Genomic DNA, 15,300 nt, shown 5'->3' on the forward strand with positions numbered 1-15,300 from the left:
GCTAACAGGCTTTACGGCTAAACGACCTGCATCTCTTCTGCGGATTGAGAAGAGGAGGCTAAACGAAGCCCGGAGACGCCGTGCAGACGCGCCAGGCGGGAAAGGGTCCGTTCCAGCTGCTGCTGGCGACAGGCATCGTTCCAGCCCATCTCCTGCGCCATCAGGTGCGCGATTTCCGCCATCAGCGGCGGCGTCAGCTGGCCGGAGATGCCGAGCGCGGTGCGGCGCAGCAGCAGGTCTTCCAGCATCACCACCTGTTCCTCCTTAATCAGCCAGCGCAGCTCGGTATCACTGTAGTCGGCGTGATGCTGCAACGGCTGCTCATCGTTCGCGGCGATTTGGCGCAGCAGCGGCTCGGCACGCGTGCCGTAGCGCTCCACCAGCCGATCGATGCGGCTCTCCGGTAGCTGATATTTGGCGCTCAGCTCGCGGATCCAGCTAGCGCGGCGTTCCGGGCAGGGAAAATTGCGCCCGCCGCCGATCGCCATATTTTCGGTAGAACGCAGACGTTTCTCGCCCAGAAGCCGCAGCACCCGATCCGCTGCCTGTTCGCCGAAACGGCGGAAGGTGGTCCATTTGCCGCCTACCAGGTTCAGCACGGAAAAATCGCGCGTGGCGTCAGGCGGAAAGTAAACCAGCGAATGGTTACGCGTGATGCGGCCGCTCACTTCAGTGTCGCTGGCGGGCAGCGGACGCACGCCCGCAAAGGTGTAGATCACGTCGTCGTCGGTGACGTCGATATGCGGAAAGATAAAGCGCAGCGACTCAAGAATATAGCGCTGTTCCTCTGCGGAGCAGGCGATATCGTCCGGGTCGTCGACGCGAATATCGGTCGAACCGACCAGCACCTTGCCGTACCAGGGGAACATAATGCAGACGCGTCCGTCCTGATTTTCGTAATAGACCATTTCGTCGCGCAGCTCGGCCAGCAGCGCCGGGCTGTCGATGATCAGGTGCGATCCTTTCGTGCCGCCGATAAGCTTCGGTGGATCCGCCGGCAGCAGGCTGTGGTTGATCTTGTCGATCCAGGCGCCGGTGGCGTTGACGATCACATGCGGCTCAAGGGTGAAAATCGCGTTGGTGAGATTGTCGCGCAGCGTTACCCGCTCGCCGTCGCTCTCCACCAGGCTGACGTAGTTCAGCGCCAGCGCTGCGGCGTTGCTGTTTTCCGCATCCAGCACCAGCTCCACGCCCAGCCGCTCCGGCGCTTTGATCCAGGCGTCATAGTAGGTGGCGCTGTATCTTACCCAGTCGGCGAAGCCGGGCCAGCGAGTACGGGTTTCCGCCGTGTTGTTGAGCCGATGACGCGGCATATTGCCCTGCTGACGGGTATAAAAATCGTAGAGCGACAGGCCGGTTTTGATCAGCAGCGCGCCGCGTCGCGTTGGCTGTTCGCCCAGGCGTAAGAAGCGTTTGCTGGCGTTGACCAGGCCGCCGCCCCAGCTATCGATGGGCACCGTGGTGCGCAGGGGAGAGACGTAATGAGGGGCATTTTTTAGCAGCCGGTCGCGCTCCTGCACCGACTCTTTCACTAAATCGAACTCGCCGGTTTCCAGATAGCGCAGGCCGCCGTGGATCATACGCGACAGCGCGCCGCTGGCCGCCTGGCACCAGTCATCTTTTTCCACCAGCACCACCGGCACGCCCTGCAACGCCAGCTCGCGAAAGGTACTGATGCCATTGATGCCGCCGCCGACAATCAGCACCGGCGTGCGATTGCGCTGGCGCAGCGCGGCGAGCTTCTCTTCCCGATTGCGCTTCACCACCACTTCCTGTTTCCGCATTTTTTCCTCCTCCGCCAGCCGCAGGATGCGCTGGCTCAGCGTTAACGGCTTGCTCCTGCAATTATTTTCGCCGTGGGAGGAGAGGGCAAAAAATGGGCCGCATAAAGTCCATATATGTGACCTGGATCGATATTTTTCTGTAAAACCGCGCGGCCGTTACAGGTCGCCGGTCAGGTACTGCGCCACGCCGTTGGCGAAGCTCCAGTCGCCTTTGTCGTTAGAGATAAAGCTGATCATCAGATCGCTGCCGCGCACGCCGCAGCAGCTCTCCAGCTCGCGCGCCAGTTCGGCCATAAACCGCTGCTTCTGTTCGCTGCTACGTGGGCTGGTATAGACACGTACCATTACCAGGTTATCGCTGCGCGTCAGGCCGAGGCCGGTATCTTCAAACACCATCTGATAGCGTTTGTTTTCATGAACAATCTGGTAGCGGTCGCGCTCCGGCACCTTAAACGCCGTTAGCACCGCCCGATGCGCCGCGTCGAGCAAGGTTTTTAGTTCACGTTCCGAACGGCCTTCAATCAAATCGAATTGCAGCAGCGGCATGGTTTTCTCCCGTTAAGCCTCTCTTTGGCCTCTATCCTGGCCGCTTCTCAACGGAAGAAAAAGCGGTATAGTTGAACGCATTGTTTACTATTTTGAACAATTGTAATGAAACTGAAAACGGACGCGCTCTGGCTGCATCTGCACTGGCTGACGGTGCTGGCGGAACAGGGCAGCTTTACCCGCGCGGCGGAGCGGCTTGAAGTCAGCAAGGCGGCGATGAGCCAGAAGATTAAAGAGCTGGAAACGCTGGCGGGCGTGCCGCTGGTACTGCGCACCACGCGCAGCGTGCGGCTGACCGAGGCGGGAGAGAAGCTGGTACAGGAGCTGCGCACGCCCTTCGCCGAGATTGAACAGAGCTTCTACGCCGTGCGCGACAGCAGCGGGCCGCTGCGCGGACGGGTGCGCATCACGGCGCCGGTCGCCTTTGCCCGTCAGCAGTTGCAGCCGCATATCCGCGATTTTTTGCGCCTGCATCCGCAGGTGCGCATCCAGCTGGAAGTGACCGACCGGCTGGTTTCGCTCGCCAGCGAAGGGTTCGATCTGGCCATCCGCCACAGCAACGCGCTGCCGGAAACCCATGTCGCCCAGCTATTGTGCGACACTCAGGCGCTGCTGGTGGCGTCGCCCGCCTGGCTGGCGGCGCACGGTGAACCGCAGCACCCGCAGGATCTCAGCCGTCACGACTGCCTTTACTACCCGCGCGGCACCGAGCCGCCGCGCTGGCGCTTTAGCGATCCGGCGCAGCCGCAGCGGGAGATCGTGGTCGAAGTGCGCGGCCCGTTCGCCACTAATAACAGCGAATCGATCCGCGATGCGGCGCTGGACGGGCTGGGGATTGCGATGCTGCCGGATTTCAGCGCACGTCAGGCGCTGGCGGAAGGAAGGTTGCGTCAGCTGCTGCCGCAGTGGCGTATTATGGGCGCCTTCGCCAGCCATATCTGGATCGTTCGACCCTGGGCTGCTCGCGTGCCGCGCGCGGTCACGGAGCTTAGCCAGTGGCTGCGCCAGCGCTTTCAGACGCCGGCGCGCTAGCGTTGTGCAGCGGGTCGGAAAACCGGCCCGTGAAAGTGAATTATTGTTAAAGTTTTATGATCCGCCTGCCGATTAGCCTTCAGTTATTCCCTGCACAAAATAATTAAGATCTTCATACTCAGGACAAGGCTCGTCATATGACTAATCAGCCCCACGTTACGCAGCAGGCCTGTCAGCTCGACGATGACACCACGCTGATGACTACCACGGATGCGCAAAGTTACATTACCTACGCTAATCAGGACTTCGTCGAGGTCAGCGGCTATGAGCGCAGCGAAATTCACGGTCAGCCACATAATCTGGTGCGCCATCCCGATATGCCGAAGGCCGCCTTCGCCGATATGTGGGCGACGCTGAAGCAGGGGCTGCCCTGGACCGGATTGGTGAAAAACCGCCGTAAGAACGGCGACCACTACTGGGTGCGCGCCAACGTAGTGCCGGTGATCCGCAACGGCGAGATTGCCGGCTATATGTCGGTGCGCATCAAGCCGGAGCCGCAGGAAATCGCCGCGGCAGAGACGCTTTATCAGCAGATGCGCGAAGGCAAGCTGCGCGGCTGGCGGCTGAATAAAGGGCTGCTGGTGCGCAGCGGCCTGCTCAGCCCGCTGTCGTGGCTGAAAACGCTGCCGCTGCGCTGGCGTATTCGCAGCGGCGTCGGCTTCTGCTGGTTAGGCGTCGCGCTCAGCGCGCTGGCGGTCGGCTTACAGGGCGGAGCGCTGGCGGCGTTTACTGGCCTTTCGCTGATGATGGCGCTACTGACGACCGGCTGGCTGGAGTGGCAGATCGCCCGGCCGATGGAGAAAGTGTGCCGCCAGGCGCTGGACGTGGCGAGCGGCGCTTCGCAGAAGGTCGACCATCTTGACCGCGCCGACGAAGTGGGCATGACGCTGCGCGCCGTCGGGCAGCTTGGGTTGATGTTCCGCTGGCTGGTCAATGACGTGCGCGATCAGGTGATGAGCGTCCATCAGGCAAGCGACGAGCTGGCGCAGGGCAACGAGAAGATCGCCAGTCATACCGAGCAGACGGCGGCCAGCGTGCAGCAGACGGCGGCCACCATGAATCAGATGACTACCACGGTCAACAGCAACGCGGAAAGCACCGGCCAGGCGAATACCTGGTCAATTACCGCCAGCAACGCGGCGGTGCACGGCGGCGAAGTGATGCAGAATGTGGTCGGCACTATGGATGAGATCGCCGCCAGTTCAAAACAGATCGCTTCTATTACCGGTCTGATCGACAGCATCGCCTTCCAGACGAATATCCTGGCGCTGAACGCGGCGGTGGAAGCGGCGCGCGCGGGCGAGCAGGGCAAAGGCTTCGCGGTGGTGGCGGGCGAGGTGCGCAATCTGGCGAAACGCAGCGCCAGCGCCGCCAGCGAGATCCGCCATCTGATCGAAGCGAGCGTGCTGAAAGTGGAGTCCGGCGCTGGTCAGGTGCATCAGGCGGGGCAAACCATCGCCGATATCGTGGAAAAGGTGCAGAACGTCACCGATCTGTTGCAGCAGATCAGTACCGCCACCCGCGAACAGGGCACTGGCCTGAGCGAAGTTGGCAAGGCGGTGGAGGAGCTGGATCGCATTACCCACCACAATGCTTCGCTGGTGGAGGAGGGCGCGCAGGCGTCGGCGCGCATGAAGGATCAGGCGCGTCTGCTGGTCGACGCGGTGAATGTGTTCCGCTAACGCGTCGCGTCAGAGAAAGGCGCGGTGATACACCGCCGTGCTCCAGTAACGGCTGCTGGCGTGTTTTTCCGCCAGCCAGCCCTGACGACGCAGTTCGCGCGCAATCAGCTTATTCGTAATGCCGTGTCCGGCCAGCAGCACAGCGCCGCGCTCGCTGAGCGCGATCAGCTGGCTGGCGGCCTGCGCCGCGCGACGGCGGGCGTGACGGAACGACTCTACCGAGCCGCCGTAGCCGCAGAACCAGAGCAGGCGCAGCAGCGACAGCCAGAGGCCGGGCGGTAGCGCAGGCGTTTTAACCGGCAGCAGCGCCACGTCGCGAAAGCTTCCTTTGCTTTATGAGTCGGTAAATCCTGCCGGGGCCAGATTCAATACTTTATGACTGCATGCACAACCGTCATGCCCAGCGCATTGCTACGTTTAGTGACGCGAAGAGTGCCGCCATCAAAGTAATCGCCCGCCGGTTCGCACACTTTTATGCGTCTTTTCAGGTCCGGATCGTCAACGTAAGCGCCAGAACAGTCGTTACGGCTGCGTGCAGAATACTCACTGGTGGCAGTATAAGTACTCGTTGTACCAGGAAGCAGCCAGACAACGGTGCTGAGCAGGATATAGCTAAAGATGGCAACAATCAGAACTGACCCCGCATAGAGCTTAATATTGCTCATAATGCCGTGGATACGCTTATCCTTATCCCGTTTTTTAATGCAAAAAGAAAGGCACAAACCGAGGATGAGTCCCGCGACAAGCAGCATATGCAGCGTTTTTCGGGCAAGGAAAGTACTTTGGTTGATTGTGTTATGCCACGCAAAGAAAGCAAATATGCAGCCAAGCCCACCTGTGGTTGCTAATAGTAAACGGGGGTACGAAAGGGTATTCATTTGTCACTCTCTCCATGAGCCAGCATCAGGTTCAGGGGACTGAAGTCTGGGATTAACCCCACCACAGAGATATTTCTTTCAGCACCTGAAGACGCTTGTGTTAAGCATGCACTTAACAAATTCGCCTTAAACCCAAATCCGAAGGAATAGGTAAGGGCGGTCTTATTCTGCTGAAATACTTTCTCACTGACAACTGACAAGACTCCGCTTCTGACGCAGAGCAGACTGGTTTCGTTCTCCCGCTACAGGCTCAGCAGGCCTTGAAAGAGGCTCAGAGGCGAAACCAGCTACAGGGCGGCGTGACTTTTCTGTGGCGTCTGCGATGGATGATCCAATACCTGAAAGGTTCAGGAGCGGATGAAGAGAGAGAGCTTTCCAGGTCGAGCGTTCTTTTATAGAAAAAGGCAGTTACTTTAATGGGGAGAAACCGCAATTAGCGGAAAGCGGACCCGGCTGCCCAAAATCAGGAGGTATACTCGATAAAATAGTAGTGATTACGGACGATTCAACGGCGTATTTTTTAATTCTCTGTTTCTGCGCTATTCATCCGGGGCTTTATCACAATGAAATCCTCAATAACTAACGGGCATTTCTGATTTTCCGGGCAAGACGTCATTTCCGTTCTGCCCGCTCTCCACAGAAGTTTTACAAAACTTTTCCTGTCATCAAACTGTCATCGCGCCGATTCAGGCTGACGGCGATAAGTTTTATTAACAAGGAAAAGAACGTGATGAAACCGACTTTGCTTAGCCTCCTGCTACTGTGCAGCACCGCCTCCGCCGCCGACTTCGATCGCATTTCCGCGATTGTCGACGCCACCACGCCCGCCAGCGATAGTCAGGCCTTTACGCAGCTGGAGGCGCGCAGCTTACAGGCGCTGCGTCAGACGCTACAGGGATCGCAGCCGCAGCTCACGCGCGATGCGCTGGAAAAGGCGAAGCAGGGCGCGCCGCAGGCGGATAAAGCCTGGTTGAAAGCGAGCGGTTATGACTTTGCGGTGAAACAGCAGCAGCAGGCGGATATCGCCCTGCTTGAATCCTTTAATACGCTGCCGGCGGCGGTTAAAGCGCAAAGCATGGCGACCGTTACACGCATTAACCGCGACGCGACCCGCGGCGAACGCCAGCAGGCGCTGGCCGATGCGGAAGGTATCGGCTATCTCTATTTTCTCGCCGATGCGCTGGGGCCGAAGCTGGGCCAGGCGTTTTTAACCGCTTACGATAAGGGCGAGCTGGCGAAGGCCGCCGCACTAATTAAAGCCAGCGAAATCAGCACCTCCGCCGCAAAGGATTATTTTCACTATCCGCGTCCCTTCCTGCAGCCGGGCAATCAGATCCATCAGGTGCCGGACGACGTGGTGGTAAAAGACGGCAAGCCTTACGGCGCCAGCGGCGGCGCCTTCCCCAGCGGGCATACCAATACCGGCTACACCGATGCGCTGCTGCTGGCGGAGATGCTGCCGGAGCGTTTCGTGCCGCTAATCGATCGCGGCGCGCGCTACGGCTATTCGCGCGTGGTGCTGGGCGTGCATTATCCGCTGGACGTGATCGGATCGCGCATGATTGCCGAGCGCAACGTGGCGCACGATATGAACGATCCCGCCTGGCGCAAGCTGTTTGACGAGGCGAAAGGCGAGCTGCGCAGCGCTCTGGCGCGCGAGTGCGGCGGCAGTATAGCGCAGTGCGCGCAAAGCCCGACGCAGGACGATCCTTACCGCGATCCGGCGATGAAGGACTTTTATCGCTTTACCATGACTTACCAGCTGCCGCGGCAGGCGGCGGCGAAGGCCCCGTTTAACGTGCCGAAAGGAGCGGAGGTGCTGCTGGAGCCGGTGCTGCCGCAGCTGAGCGTCGCGCAGCGGCGAGCGCTGATGGCGAAAAGCGCGCTGGCGGACGGCTATCCGCTTTCTGGCGGCGACGGGGAACAGAACTTCTGGCAGCGCCTGAATCTGCATGAGGCGGTGACCGCGGCGCGCTGAACGGTGCCGAAGAGGGTATTTATCAACGAAAACGGGCCGACATCGCGTCGGCCCGTGCTTATCAGGCGCGCTGCGCCTGTCGCCAGCGCCAGATGTCGATCAGCAGGAAGCAGACCAGGCTGATGCCCATTAGCGGCAGGCTAACGGCCAGCGCCACCGTTACTACCGACAACAGAAAGCGCAGGCTGAGGCTCATGCCTCGCCAGGCCTGAATCAGCGTCTCCGCCGGATGGTGGCGCGGCTGAGCGGGACGGCGCAGCCACCAAAGGCGATAGCCCAGCGCGATTAGCACGCAGAGCGCCAGGCCGAAAAAGGCCAGCACCAGCTGGTTCGCCAGGCCGAAAAGAATGCCCATATGCGCATCCACGCCCCAGCGCGTCAGCTTCGCCAGCAGGCCGAACTGCGCGAATTCCACCTTATCCGTCACCTGAAAGGTGTGCGGGTTGACCGCTACGCTGTCGACCTGCGTCGGCCAGCGGCGATCGATTTCGCTGACGATCCACGCCCGGTCCGCCTGGGCGGCGGGTCGGATCTCCAGCTTCGCGGCATCGATGCCGCTGGCGCGCGCGGCGGCCAGCACGCTATCGAACTGGCTTGGGCTGAGCGGCGCGTCGGGCGCATGATGCATCATATGACCGTGATGCTCCGCATGTTCATCCATCATCATCGGCGGCATCGCGCCGTCGAGCTGCGTGTTGACCGCGGGCGTCAGCCAGCCGAAATGGCTGCGCATGGCGTTGATGTTGTCGCCCGCCCAGCGCGACCAGGTCAGGCCGGTGGCGGAGAAAAACAGCAGGCCGATCAGCAGCGCCACGCCCAGCGTGCCGTGCAGCGCGCGCAGCCTTAACAGACGCCCCGTGCGCGATGCGCTGTTGCGTCCGGCGCGCTTCGGCGCGCGCTGCGTCGCCCAGAGCAGCACGCCGCCCAGTGCGGCCACCCACAGCCAGCTGGCGGCCAGCTCGCTGTAGTTGCGTCCGATATCGCCCAACAGCAGGCTGCGATGGAGGTAATCGATAGTGGTGCGCAGCGGCAGAATGCCGCTGGTGCCGTAGACCGTCAGGTCGCCGCGGATTTGCAACGTAATCGGGTCGACGAATACCGCGCGGCTTTCCGACGGCGCGCTGTTGGCGAAACGAAACATCACCCGCGTGGTATCGGTTGCCGTCGGCGCGGGGCGCACGGCGGCGATAGCGGCATCTTCGCCAACATAATGCAGCGCGGCGTCGACCTGCGCGGAGAGCGGCTGCGCCGGGCCGGACGCATCGGTAGTCAGCTGCTGCGCATAGAGAGAGTGCTCCAGCTGCGGCGTCAGTACATAGAGCACGCCGGTCAGCGCGGCGACAAAGATAAAGGGGCCGATAAACAGGCCGACAGAGAAATGCAGACGACGCATCAGCTGTAAGAATGCCTGCCTGCTTTGCGCTTTTTCAGCGTGTGCCGATGCCGTCGGCACGATTTTTTCCGACATGATGGTTCCTTTGCCCGCGTGCGGGCGATAAAAAATGGGCTGGGTTAAACGACAGAGAAGGCGTTAACCGGCGGCCCGCGCGGACGGAACCAGAGAGGCGTCCAGCTGGCGACAAAAGGCTGTAGCTGGAGAGGCGCGGCAGGGATCGCTGCCTGCAACAGCGTCCAGAGTTCAGGCAGGCGAACGGAATCAATCGACAGATGGATCAGCAATACGCAGTAGCCGCAGGCGCTATCGTCCATCATCGACATCGGGTGATGTTTTGGCAGTGATGAAGCGGCGTGCTGCGTTTTGGCGGAAGAGGGCGGCGTCGGCTGCGCATCGTGTTGCGTTAGCGCGCTATCCTCATGTGGCATCATCCCGGAAGCGTCGTGCATCATCATCTCGCCGTGCATCATCATCATGCCGGAGGCGTGGTGCATCATTGCTTTTCCATAGCCACGCTGCGCCATCAGCGATTTGGAAATCACCGGTGCGATAAACAGTAGCAGCATAGCCAGTAACGCCAGCCAGGCGGGCAGGCGGCTGCGGGCTACGGCAAAATGGATCAGCGACACGAATCACCCTGTTAAAAAATGACGACATAATTGTACGCGAAGCGCAGGGAGAGAAATAATTTTTTTACAGAAGGGAAAGCAGACAGGGTGTTCGGGCTGTTTCGCTGAGGTGGGCCTGAGGCGCGCGATGCGCCCGTTCCGACGGCGCGTAGCGGCGGGCGTTATCGTCGTCGCCCGCCGTGAAAGGTTCCGCGCGCTTACTGGCAGACGTCGACCCATTCGGCATCGGTTAACGCCGCCATCTGTTCCGGCGAGATGCGCACCGCGCTGTGAGTCGCGCCCGCCGCTGGCAGCACTTCGCTGAAGCGCTTCAGAGAGATATCGCAATAAACCGGCAGGGGATGCTCCAGGCCAAACGGACAGACGCCGCCGGGCGGATGGCCGGTCCAGTTCAGCACCTCGTCGGTGGTCAGCATGCGGGCTTTAGCGCCCAGCGTCTCTTTTAATTTGCGATTGTCCAGCCGCAGGTCGCCGCCGGTAACGATCAGAATGACCCTATCTTTGACCTTCAGCGACAGGGTTTTAGCGATTTGTCCCGGAACGACGCCATGCGCTTTGGCGGCAAGATCGACGGTCGCCGTACTCTGATTCAGTTCGATAATGGCGATTTCAGGGGCGCGCTCGGCAAAAAACTGCCGTACAGACTCCAGGCTCATGCTGCTCTCCACAAGAAACGAAGGTGATAAAGCTGCCATAACCGGCGGAATCTGTAAATGTTATGCGGCGGTGAGGCGCCGCCGCTGGAGAGAAATTAAACAGGCTTGAGGGTGCAGTCGCCGCAGCGGTCAATCGCAGGCAGTCGATAGCGCTGACAGCAACTGCGACGCTGCATGGCGCCGTCGCGCGGGATAACGGTGCGGTAAAGTGGGTTGTCGCTGCCGTCCAGCAGATGACGTGAGAAGAACAGCGCGTGTTCCAGCGTCAGCAGCGTCGCTTCATCCACCCAGCTTTTCATTTCGCCAAGGAACCAGTGCATCAGGTAACCGTTATTGTTCCAGATTAATTTGGCGTTGATGTCGCCATGCTGCTCGATGCCTTCCACCGCCGGAATAAGGTGGCGCTGGATCATGCGGTCGATACGCTGGTGCGCATTCAGGTAACGCGCCTCTTCATCTTCGTGCGCGTCGATCCAGAATTTATCCGGGCGGCCGCTTTCATGAAATTGCAGATGGAAATGGCGCAGCGAACAGTCCAGCGCGCGCGTTTCCATCACCAGCGCCAGCATCATCGGCGGTACGATCAGGCCAAAATACCACTGCGCCCACAGCGATTGCAGCGGCTTTGCTTCACGCGTCATCTCAGGATAGTTACGGTAGATCTCATCAGCGTAGCGCGCCAGCAGCGGCGTAAAGTGCGCGCTTTGCGACCACGCCGGCTGCGTTAACGTATCGGCAGGCGCCGCTGCGTCAGGACTGGTAAAGCGCAGGAAGTCCAGGAACCAGGCGCGATACTCGCTGAACAGGCTGTGCAGCGCAGTAGTGAGCGACGTATCGCTCTGCATAAAGATGACCGGAGAGGAACCGTATTCATAAGCCTGACGCGTAACAATAGCCATAGGGCTTCCTGTGTGAACGACTGCTGAATGGTGATAAGAAAACAAATGATAATCGTTCTTGATTGTATCCAGGAAGAAAAAGGGTGGCAAGCGGCAGAGCAAAGGTTGAACAAGGTCGGCACGGAAAATCAAATAACCCTGCGCAGACTCAGGATTAGCTAACTTTTTATTGACGGGCGAGTCACAAAAAAGAGGCGTATTCAGAAAGAATTAATAAAAAAATCGCGCCGGTTAGCCAGCGCGGCTGCATTAATCTGCTCGGTTATCGCTAAGGCGTTACGGTAAAACAGTAAGCCCGAACAAATTTGAATTAAGTATCATTATTAATAGCGGCTGAATATTTATATTGTGAATCGCCTTTTCATCATTGCATTAAATCGGCCGGCTGCGTTAATCGATTTGTTTCGCAAAGTTCTTCCCAGGAAAGAATGGTATTTCTGCCCCGGTTCTTGGCCACATATAATGCCCGGTCGGCATTAGCGATCGCCTGTTCCGCATCTTCTTCAAATATTGGCGCAATACCCGCGCTGATGGTGACGTGCGTAGAAACCCGATCGTTAAAACGGTGGGGAATTTCCAGGTCCAGCACATGCTGACGGATACGTTCGGCCAGCCGCATAGCGATAGCAGCGTTAACGTTGGTCATTAATACCAGAAATTCCTCGCCGCCGTAGCGCGTCACCACGTCGCGCGAACGCACCGCATCTCTTATCGCCGCTGAGACCCGCGCCAGCGCCTGATCGCCCATGGCGTGACCGTAGTTATCGTTATAGGCTTTGAAATTATCAATATCCAACAGCATGACGAAATGGCTGCCGGCATGGTTCTCAAGGATATTTTCCAGCCGGTTTTTCAGGCCGCGCCGGTTGTAAAGGCCGGTCAGCGGATCGAGCATGCTGAGATCGCTGAAGGTCTGCTTCTCCTCATACAGCTGGAACAGCAGCCGACGCGTAAAGTGATCGCTGCGGCGCTGCATCAGGCTTTGCAAGGTGAAGCCGAGCAGCGGCAGCGCAATGGTGAACAGCAGGGTAAGCGAATGCTGGCCGCGATCCAGCACCAGCACCATCAGCGAAGGCGGAATGATATGCAGGCTGAACGCCAGCAAATGTTCATTCAGTGAGATGGCGCTGATAAAGAAGATGGTCATCAGGCTGATTAAAAGAAAACTGCCGTCGAAATAAAAGATCAGTGCATTTTTATGCAATATCAGCCAGGCCCATAATATGCCCATAATTAAAGCCGTAACGGATAATATCGGTTTCCTTGTTACAGGCTTAAGCAAGACGACGGCCAGCAGAAATAAACTCAGCGTAACAATAAGCGTTGCCGGCAACGAGAATGTCAAATTCTCACCTTTATTTATCGGTAACATAAAAAAAAGTGATGTCGCCATGTTGAGAAAAAGAAAAAGCATCAACGAAAGGCGATATTTGCTGTGAAGCAATTCTTCATAGGTCTGTAATTTCATTGTTATCACTCGGGACGGCCCTGAAAAATCAAAGCGCCATTGCCACAGTAAAAGAAGTTACTCTGGAAATGATTTTGAGCTGTTATTATATGCTTATGGGAATAAGAATAATCCTGGCAATCTACCACTTTATAACTGGTCTGTCATCCTTGTGTACAAAGATTCAACACAAGAGAGGTGCAAAATGATAAAAATTATCATATGCTATTGGTAATCATTATCATTTGGTGCGACGGATATGCTGATGGCGATTATGGCGGCCTGCGGGCTGTGGGGCGTAAGCTGGGCAATGGGGAAACGGCTGCAAAGCGCATGGGGCGTGATTCTGCCAGGCGCGCTGATGCCGGTGGTGGCATCCATTCATCTCACTTTTAACGAATGGCGCTGGCTGTTAGTCGCCGCGCTGCTGTTAACGCTGGTCATGCTGATCCATCATCGGCTGCGTCGCTATATCTTGCTGCCTTCCTGCATTGCGCTGGCGAGCGTGCTGGCGGCGGTTTCTGTGAACGCTGGCGGCCTGTAAGGAAACAGGGGCTGAAAAAACGCGTATGACGGCGACGGCAACAAGGAAACAGGGCGTCCTGCGAAAATCATCGTCACGCAAGCTGGCGCGGTTGATGAATGCATGGGTCCAGTGAAACGAGCCAAAGCCGTAAAGCGGAAGCAGCGTAATGCGAACAGCGCGGTTAGCGCAGGGAGAAAGAGAGAAAGAGAGAAAGAGAGAAAACAGGATAATGCGGAAGAACTACCGAGGGCGACAATATTGGTGCGAAGAGAGGGACTTGAACCCTCACGTCCGTTAAGACACTAACACCTGAAGCTAGCGCGTCTACCAATTCCGCCACCTTCGCATAACATTGTCTTCATATCACCGCATGGTGCGAAGAGAGGGACTTGAACCCTCACGTCCGTTAAGACACTAACACCTGAAGCTAGCGCGTCTACCAATTCCGCCACCTTCGCGCAGATGCTGTGCGATATGAATTTTCGTGGTCTTTGGTGCGAAGAGAGGGACTTGAACCCTCACGTCCGTTAAGACACTAACACCTGAAGCTAGCGCGTCTACCAATTCCGCCACCTTCGCATTCCGGCAATGCTTTACAGCACTGCAACCACGGAGGCGAATTCTGGAGATTTTTACCGGGGACGTCAACAGATATTTCTCGACTCTGTTGCGATTGCTGTAAAAAACAGCACCTCCCCGGGAAGTGGCGATTTAATCGCCGCGTTAGCGCTTAGCGAGCGCGAGCGGCGCGTCCCCAGACGGCACGATAAACTTTAAAACGACCGGTTTGCGCCAATACCTCGTGCTGACCGAAGGTTTCGTCCAGCACCTGCGGGTAGGGCAGGAAGGCGTTCGCCACCAGCCGCAGCTCGCCGCCGGTATTCAAATGCTGCGCCGCGCCGCGGATCAGGGTGCGCGCCGCCTCAAGGCTGGTCTGCATGCCTTCATGAAACGGCGGGTTGGAGATGATCATATCGAAACGGCCGGTTACGTCGGAATAGACGTTGCTGGCGAAGACTTCGCCCTCCAGCTGATTCGCCGCCAGCGTCGCTTTGCTGGCCGCCAGCGCGGCGGCGTCGACGTCGGTCAGCCACAGGCGCACCTTCGGCGAATGATGCGCCAGTAGCGTCGCCAGCACGCCCGCGCCGCAGCCGATATCCAGCACTTTGCCTTTGGTATGCGGCGTAAAGGTTGAGAGCAGCAGGGCGCTGCCGCCGTCGAGACCGTCGCGGCTGAAAACGCCAGGCAGCGTTTTGATCGTGCAGTCGTCGATCTGATATTCATCCCAGAACGCGTCGGCATCGAACGTCGGCTGCTGCGTCAGTCGGCCATGATAAAGACCGCAGCGACGCGCGCTGTCGATTTTGTCCAGCGTCGCCCACGCCTCCAGCATGCCTTCGGCGCTGCGCACGCCGCTGCGGTTTTCGCCAATCACGAAAATATCGCTGCCGACCGGCAGCAGCGACAGCAGATTTTGCAGCTGGAACTGCGCTTCCGGCTTGTTTTTCGGCCAGTAGTAGATCAGGGTATCGCATTCCGCTACCGCGTCCGCCGTCGCCACCAGGCCAAACTGCGCGCGGTCGCCCATGCTGCGGCTTAATGATTGCCAGTGATGGTAATATTGCGTATGAACACGGCTCAGTTGCGTTTCCAGCTGGGCGGGCAGGTCATCCTGCAAATCACCGGCAAACAGCACGCGGCGCGCTTGCCATTCATCACTGTGGCGCAGGATCACTTCACTCGCCGGGGTAAAAGCAGACATCAGGTAACTCCTCAGAAATCAGAGCGCAGAGTATAGTGGTTTGTTGGCGCATGTTCGATGGGTTTGCTAGCATAGCGGCGCATTA

At 58.5% G+C, this 15,300-nt stretch carries 13 protein-coding genes, 3 tRNA genes and 1 pseudogene; 4 read left to right on the top strand and 13 right to left on the bottom strand.

Annotation, left to right across the window (positions count from 1 at the left end):
* Positions 1–17 precede the first annotated feature (17 nt).
* Together C2E16_RS03470 and C2E16_RS03475 are read right to left on the bottom strand one after the other, a co-directional pair.
* The gene (locus C2E16_RS03470; RefSeq protein WP_084971338.1) at positions 18–1,784 is read right to left on the bottom strand and encodes a glycerol-3-phosphate dehydrogenase/oxidase; all 1,767 of its coding nucleotides are present in this window, start codon (positions 1,782–1,784) and stop codon (positions 18–20) included.
* A gap of 156 nt (positions 1,785–1,940) precedes the next feature.
* The gene (locus tag C2E16_RS03475) at positions 1,941–2,330 is read right to left on the bottom strand and encodes a tautomerase family protein (RefSeq protein WP_084971340.1); all 390 of its coding nucleotides are present in this window, start codon (positions 2,328–2,330) and stop codon (positions 1,941–1,943) included.
* A gap of 105 nt (positions 2,331–2,435) precedes the next feature.
* On the opposite strand from C2E16_RS03475, the gene C2E16_RS03480 reads away from it, so the two are divergent.
* Positions 2,436–3,362, top strand: a complete 927-nt coding sequence (locus tag C2E16_RS03480; RefSeq protein WP_084971342.1) for a LysR family transcriptional regulator — start codon at positions 2,436–2,438, stop codon at positions 3,360–3,362.
* A gap of 137 nt (positions 3,363–3,499) precedes the next feature.
* Positions 3,500–5,044, top strand: a complete 1,545-nt coding sequence (locus tag C2E16_RS03485; RefSeq protein WP_084971344.1) for a methyl-accepting chemotaxis protein — start codon at positions 3,500–3,502, stop codon at positions 5,042–5,044.
* A gap of 9 nt (positions 5,045–5,053) precedes the next feature.
* On the opposite strand, the pseudogene C2E16_RS03490 reads toward C2E16_RS03485, so the two are convergent.
* Positions 5,054–5,332: pseudogene (locus tag C2E16_RS03490) on the bottom strand (histidine phosphatase family protein); the annotation flags it as partial.
* Between the two features lie 77 nt (positions 5,333–5,409).
* Positions 5,410–5,922, bottom strand: coding sequence for a hypothetical protein (locus tag C2E16_RS03495; RefSeq protein ID WP_038628545.1), 513 nt, complete (start codon positions 5,920–5,922; stop codon positions 5,410–5,412).
* Positions 5,923–6,652: 730 nt separating this feature from the next.
* Between C2E16_RS03495 and C2E16_RS03500 the strand changes: the two genes are divergently transcribed.
* The gene (locus C2E16_RS03500) at positions 6,653–7,900 is read left to right on the top strand and encodes an acid phosphatase (protein WP_038628543.1); all 1,248 of its coding nucleotides are present in this window, start codon (positions 6,653–6,655) and stop codon (positions 7,898–7,900) included.
* Positions 7,901–7,961: 61 nt separating this feature from the next.
* On the opposite strand, the gene C2E16_RS03505 is transcribed toward C2E16_RS03500, so the two are convergent.
* From C2E16_RS03505 to C2E16_RS03525, 5 genes are all read right to left on the bottom strand, one after another.
* Entirely contained in the window at positions 7,962–9,368 is a 1,407-nt protein-coding gene (locus C2E16_RS03505; protein ID WP_104951417.1) for a PepSY-associated TM helix domain-containing protein, read from the bottom strand.
* 44 nt (positions 9,369–9,412) lie between these two features.
* Positions 9,413–9,925 (bottom strand): DUF2946 domain-containing protein, encoded by a 513-nt coding sequence (locus tag C2E16_RS03510; RefSeq protein ID WP_084970671.1) that lies wholly within the window; start codon positions 9,923–9,925, stop codon positions 9,413–9,415.
* Positions 9,926–10,122: 197 nt separating this feature from the next.
* Positions 10,123–10,581: a YbaK/EbsC family protein gene (locus C2E16_RS03515; protein WP_038628537.1), complete on the bottom strand. Its 459-nt coding sequence runs from the start codon at positions 10,579–10,581 to the stop codon at positions 10,123–10,125.
* Positions 10,582–10,676: 95 nt separating this feature from the next.
* On the bottom strand, positions 10,677–11,480 hold the full coding sequence (gene fhuF, locus C2E16_RS03520; protein WP_084970670.1) for a siderophore-iron reductase FhuF: 804 nt from the start codon (positions 11,478–11,480) through the stop codon (positions 10,677–10,679).
* A 364-nt stretch (positions 11,481–11,844) separates the two neighbouring features.
* Positions 11,845–12,948 (bottom strand): GGDEF domain-containing protein, encoded by a 1,104-nt coding sequence (locus C2E16_RS03525; protein ID WP_084970669.1) that lies wholly within the window; start codon positions 12,946–12,948, stop codon positions 11,845–11,847.
* 238 nt (positions 12,949–13,186) lie between these two features.
* On the opposite strand from C2E16_RS03525, the gene C2E16_RS03530 reads away from it, so the two are divergent.
* A complete protein-coding gene (locus C2E16_RS03530) occupies positions 13,187–13,471 on the top strand; it encodes a DUF1435 family protein (protein WP_038628531.1) in 285 nt (94 codons plus the stop codon).
* Between the two features lie 241 nt (positions 13,472–13,712).
* Here the strand turns inward: C2E16_RS03530 and C2E16_RS03535 are convergent.
* The 4 genes from C2E16_RS03535 to rsmC all read right to left on the bottom strand — a co-directional run bounded on the left by C2E16_RS03535 (position 13,713) and on the right by rsmC (position 15,215).
* Positions 13,713–13,799 (bottom strand) — tRNA-Leu (locus tag C2E16_RS03535).
* A 25-nt stretch (positions 13,800–13,824) separates the two neighbouring features.
* Positions 13,825–13,911 (bottom strand) — tRNA-Leu (locus C2E16_RS03540).
* Between the two features lie 34 nt (positions 13,912–13,945).
* Positions 13,946–14,032: transfer RNA gene (locus C2E16_RS03545), tRNA-Leu, on the bottom strand.
* A 151-nt stretch (positions 14,033–14,183) separates the two neighbouring features.
* Complete coding sequence (rsmC, locus tag C2E16_RS03550; RefSeq protein ID WP_038628529.1) at positions 14,184–15,215, bottom strand: 16S rRNA (guanine(1207)-N(2))-methyltransferase RsmC; 1,032 nt, start codon at positions 15,213–15,215, stop codon at positions 14,184–14,186.
* Between the last annotated feature and the right edge of the window lie 85 nt (positions 15,216–15,300).

This window comes from Mixta calida, assembly GCF_002953215.1.
GTDB lineage: Bacteria > Pseudomonadota > Gammaproteobacteria > Enterobacterales > Enterobacteriaceae > Mixta > Mixta calida.

What these genes read in the sequence shown, in the direction of transcription:
- C2E16_RS03470 (WP_084971338.1), bottom strand. Translation starts at nt 1,784, where the DNA reads ATGCGGAAACAGGAAGTGGTGGTGAAGCGCAATCGGGAAGAGAAGCTC.
- C2E16_RS03475 (WP_084971340.1), bottom strand. Translation starts at nt 2,330, where the DNA reads ATGCCGCTGCTGCAATTCGATTTGATTGAAGGCCGTTCGGAACGTGAA.
- C2E16_RS03480 (WP_084971342.1), top strand. Translation starts at nt 2,436, where the DNA reads ATGAAACTGAAAACGGACGCGCTCTGGCTGCATCTGCACTGGCTGACG.
- C2E16_RS03485 (WP_084971344.1), top strand. Translation starts at nt 3,500, where the DNA reads ATGACTAATCAGCCCCACGTTACGCAGCAGGCCTGTCAGCTCGACGAT.
- C2E16_RS03495 (WP_038628545.1), bottom strand. Translation starts at nt 5,922, where the DNA reads ATGAATACCCTTTCGTACCCCCGTTTACTATTAGCAACCACAGGTGGG.
- C2E16_RS03500 (WP_038628543.1), top strand. Translation starts at nt 6,653, where the DNA reads ATGAAACCGACTTTGCTTAGCCTCCTGCTACTGTGCAGCACCGCCTCC.
- C2E16_RS03505 (WP_104951417.1), bottom strand. Translation starts at nt 9,368, where the DNA reads ATGTCGGAAAAAATCGTGCCGACGGCATCGGCACACGCTGAAAAAGCG.
- C2E16_RS03515 (WP_038628537.1), bottom strand. Translation starts at nt 10,581, where the DNA reads ATGAGCCTGGAGTCTGTACGGCAGTTTTTTGCCGAGCGCGCCCCTGAA.
- fhuF (WP_084970670.1), bottom strand. Translation starts at nt 11,480, where the DNA reads ATGGCTATTGTTACGCGTCAGGCTTATGAATACGGTTCCTCTCCGGTC.
- C2E16_RS03525 (WP_084970669.1), bottom strand. Translation starts at nt 12,948, where the DNA reads ATGAAATTACAGACCTATGAAGAATTGCTTCACAGCAAATATCGCCTT.
- C2E16_RS03530 (WP_038628531.1), top strand. Translation starts at nt 13,187, where the DNA reads ATGCTGATGGCGATTATGGCGGCCTGCGGGCTGTGGGGCGTAAGCTGG.
- rsmC (WP_038628529.1), bottom strand. Translation starts at nt 15,215, where the DNA reads ATGTCTGCTTTTACCCCGGCGAGTGAAGTGATCCTGCGCCACAGTGAT.